This is a genomic window from Caldimonas sp., from assembly GCF_046289365.1.
GTDB lineage: Bacteria > Pseudomonadota > Gammaproteobacteria > Burkholderiales > Burkholderiaceae_C > Caldimonas.
In genome coordinates, this window is sequence record NZ_JBKBVU010000234.1 from 1 (window position 1) to 4,287 (window position 4,287).

General features: G+C 65.2%; 3 protein-coding genes and 1 pseudogene. 3 read left to right on the forward strand and 1 reads right to left on the reverse strand.

The window, feature by feature from the left end; genetic code table 11:
- The 3 genes and pseudogenes from ACK42S_RS16015 to xylB all read left to right on the forward strand — a co-directional run.
- Positions 1-767 (forward strand): annotated as a pseudogene (locus ACK42S_RS16015) (mannitol dehydrogenase family protein); the annotation flags it as partial.
- A gap of 57 nt (positions 768-824) precedes the next feature.
- A complete protein-coding gene (locus tag ACK42S_RS16020; RefSeq protein ID WP_409709810.1) occupies positions 825-1,757 on the forward strand; it encodes a helix-turn-helix domain-containing protein in 933 nt (310 codons plus the stop codon).
- A 6-nt stretch (positions 1,758-1,763) separates the two neighbouring features.
- Entirely contained in the window at positions 1,764-3,251 is a 1,488-nt protein-coding gene (gene xylB, locus ACK42S_RS16025; protein WP_409709813.1) for a xylulokinase, read from the forward strand.
- A gap of 115 nt (positions 3,252-3,366) precedes the next feature.
- Here xylB and ACK42S_RS16030 read toward each other — a convergent pair.
- Positions 3,367-4,287 (reverse strand): BMP family ABC transporter substrate-binding protein (locus tag ACK42S_RS16030; protein WP_409709816.1); only part of this gene is annotated, 921 nt, incomplete at its 5' end.

Here is a 4,287-nt window from a genome sequence, read left to right on the forward strand (position 1 = left end):
GCATCACGCCGCGGCCCACCCCTGCGGTGGCCGAGCGCGTGAAGGCCGCCACGGGCTGGGACGACAAAGCTGCGCTGATGAGCGAGAGCTTCATCCAGTGGGTGATCGAAGACGACTTCATCGCCGGGCGCCCCGAGTGGGAGAGGGTTGGCGTCGAAATGGTCGAATCCGTGCAGGCCCACGAAGAAGCCAAGATCCGCCTGCTCAATGCCACCCACAGCTGCATTGCGTGGGCCGGCACGCTGGCAGGTTACCGCTACATCCACGAAGGCACCGTCGACCCCGAGATCCGGCAAATGGCCTACGACTATGTCACCCATGACGCCATCGCCGTGCTGCAACCCAGCCCGATCGACTTGGAAGCGTACCGCGACGTGGTGCTGGACCGTTTTGCCAACCCCGCCATTGCCGACACCAATCAACGCGTGGCGATGGATGCGTTCTCCAAGATTCCCGGCATGATCGCGCCCACCATCCGCGACAAGCTCGTGCGCGGCCAAGGTTTCGACAGCGTGGCAATGCTGCCGGCGCTGTTCTTGGCGTACTTGCAACGCTGGCATGTCGGGCAGATTCCCTACACCTATCAAGATCAGGCCATGGATCCAGCCGTCGCGCATGCGATCTGTGAAGCGAGCGATCCGGTGGCCGCTTACGCTGCGGACACCACCTTGTGGGGCGAGATGGCCGGCCACGCCGAGCTGGTCAGGGCCTTGCGCAAGGCCTACGATCGGGTACAGCGGTTCGTTGCCTCGCGCACCACGGCTTGACCCATAGAAGCTGTCGCTTGCCGCTTCGGTGCCCGCCCTCTGCAAGGAGTACCGACCATGACGATCAAGATGCCGCCGCCGCGCCAGATCAAACCGGAGCTCGAGCGTGACTTCACGCGCTCTCCGGCGCTGGGTTACGAGCCGTCCGATGAGGTGGGCTTCGTGCGTTGTCTGGAGCATGGTTTTCCCACGCCCCTGGCGCGCTGGCATTACCACGACGAGTACGAACTGCACTTGATCACCTGCACCAGCGGCAAGGCCTTCGTCGGGGACTGGATCGGTCCTTTTCAGCCCGGACACCTCGTGCTCACAGGGCCCCGCCTGCCCCACAACTGGGTCAGCAGCGACATGCCCGAAGGCGGTGTGCCGCAGCGCGACTTGGTGATTCAGTTCCCTCACGAACCGCTGGTGCAGGCGGCCCAGACCATCCCCGAGCTGCGCGACATTCTTCCCCTGTTGGAGCGCGCCAAGCACGGCATCGAGTTCTTCGGCTTGTCGCAGCGGGCCGAGCAGCACTGGCATCGCGTCAAGGCCGCCAAAGGCCTGCGTCGATGGAGCGCGTTTTGCGATTACCTGGCCGACTTGGCCGCTTGCACCGATTACCGGCTCTTGTCGAGCGTGCAACTGCAAAGCACGGACGACGACCGCTCCATCGACCAGATCCATGCCGTGGTCAGCCGCATCACCGATCGCTTGGCCGAGGATCACTCGGCGCGCGCCTTGGCTGCCGAACTGGGCATGAGCGAAAGCCGTTTCTGCCGCTTTTTCCGCAAGGCCACCGGCAACACGTTCACCGATTTCGTCAACCGGGTGCGTATCAGTCGTGCCTGTCAGCTGTTGATGGACACCGAGCATCCGATCGTCCACATCTGTTACGAGGTGGGATTCAACAACGTGGCCAACTTCAATCGACGCTTCCGGGAGATCAAGGGGATGACCCCCTCCGAATACCGCAAACTCAGTCTCACGCGCTTTCATGGCGCGGCCTGACCCCCCATGTATCTCGGTCTGGATCTCGGCACGTCCGAACTGAAAGCGCTGCTGCTGTCGCCGCAGCATCGAGTCATTGCCACGGCCCGCGCGGCCTTGACGGTGCAACGCCCTCACGCCATGTGGAGCGAGCAGGACCCGGCTCAATGGTGGTTGGCCTTGGAACGGGTGATGGACGCGTTGCATCACCAGCACCCCGCCGCCCTGGCTCAGGTGCAGGGCATCGGGCTGTCCGGGCAGATGCATGGCGCCACCCTGATCGATCGCCACGATCGGGTGCTGCGGCCCGCCATTCTGTGGAATGACGGCCGCAGCCTGCCGCAGTGCCATCGGCTCACGCGCGAGGTGCCGCAGCTGAGCGCCATCACAGGCAATCTGGCCATGCCCGGTTTCACTGCGCCCAAGCTGCTGTGGGTGCGCGAGCACGAACCCGAGGTGTTTGCCCAGGTGGAGCGCGTGCTGCTGCCCAAAGACTGGCTGCGGCTGAAGCTCACCGGTGAGGCGGTCAGCGACATGTCCGATGCATCCGGCACGCTGTGGCTGGATGTGGGACGGCGCGATTGGTCCGATGCCCTGCTCGCAGCCTGCGGCTTGAGCCGGGCACACATGCCCCGTCTGGTCGAAGGCAGCGAGGTGTCGGCCTTCGTCAAGCCGCAGTGGTGCGCACGCTGGGGCTTGCCGCCCCGCGTTCCGGTGGCCGGTGGCGCCGGCGATAACGCGGCCAGTGCGGTAGGCATGGGGCTGATCCGGCCCGCGGAAGGCTTTGTCTCTTTGGGCACATCGGGAGTGGTGTTCGTCAATGGGGCGTCGTTCCACCCCAATCCCACACAAGCCTTGCATGCCTTTTGTCACGCCTTGCCCAAGCGCTGGCACGTGATGAGCGTGATGCTCAGCGCCGCCAGCGCCGTGACCTGGGCCACCCGGCAGTTGGGATATCCACACGAGGCGGCTTTGCTGGAAGCCGCAAGCGCCTTGTCGGAGCGAGAACAGCAGCAAGCCCCCTTGTTCTTGCCTTACCTCAGCGGCGAGCGCTCCCCGCACAACGACCCGCTGGCCACCGGCGCCTGGGTGGGCTTGCGCGCACAGCACGAACGGGACCACCTGGCCTATGCGGTGGCCGAAGGTGTGGGCTTTGGCCTGCTGGACGGACTGAACACCATCCCTCGCACGCGCCCCGCGCTGCAAAGCCTGTCGCTGGTCGGTGGCGGCTCGCGAAGCGACGGCTGGGCCCAATTGCTCGCCGACATCCTGGCGCTGCCCCTGACGCGCCACCACGATGCAGACACCGGCGGTGCCATCGGAGCGGCGCGTTTGGCCTGGCTGGCCTGTGGCGCCAGTCAAGACGAGGTGTGCATCACACCCGCGGTGGCCCGAGGCTTCGAGCCCCAGTCCTCGCGCACGATGTGGCTGCGCGAGCGGCATGCGCGTTTTTCTGCCCTGTACCCACGGCTTCACGCCGATGAAGCACGCGGCAGCGCTTTGATGCATGGCTGAATGGCGCTGCGCTGCCGCGCTGCTGGCGGCCGGCCGATCCACGCGGCCGCCCCACCATGACAAAGGCCGCCGGGCGCTTGCCTGCGGCGGCCTTGCAAGGGAATCAGGCGGGCACTCAGTTGCCGGTGGGCACTTTGCCTTCCACGCCCTTGACGTAGAAGTTGATGCCGTGCAGGAACTTGTCGTCGGCCACCTCGCCGGCTTTCAGGACTTCCTTGCCGTCTTGCCCAACGATCGGGCCTTTCCAGATCTGGAAGCTGCCATCCTTCAAGCCGGCCTTGACGGTTTCGACCTTGGTGCGGATGTCGGCGGGCACTTTGTCCGAGATCGACACCAGATCGATCGCGCCTTCCTTGACGCCCCACCAGGTGGTCTCGGTCTTCCAGGTGCCCTCCAGCACGTCGCGCGTGGCCTTGATGTAGTACGGCGCCCAGTTGATGATGGCCGAGGCGAGATGGGCATTGGGGCCGAAGTGGCTCATGTCGGAGTCCCAGCCGAAGGCCAGCTTGCCGGCCTTTTCGGCCGCCTGCAGCACGGCCGACGAGTCAGTGTTCTGGAACAGCACGTCGGCGCCCTGGTTGAGCAGGGACTGCGCGGCCTCGCCTTCCTTGGGCGGGTCGAACCACTTGTTGACCCACACCACCTTGGTCGTGACCTTGGGGTTGACGCTCTGGGCGCCCAGGGTGAAGGAGTTGATGTTGCGGATCACCTCGGGGATGGGCACCGAGCCGACCACGCCCAGGGTGTTCGACTTCGTCATCGCGCCGGCGATCACGCCAGCCATGTAGGCGCCTTCATAGGTGCGCGAGTCGTAGGTGCGCATGTTCTCGGCCGTCTTGTAGCCGGTGGCATGCTCGAACTTCACGTCCTTGTGGTCCCCCGCGATCTTCAGCATGTAGTCCATGTAGCCGAAGGTGGTGCCGAAGATGAGCTTGTTGCCCTGGTTGACCATGTCGCGGATCACGCGCTCGGCATCGGCGCCTTCGGGCACGCTCTCGACGAAGGAGGTCTGCACGCGGTCGCCGAACTCGGCCTC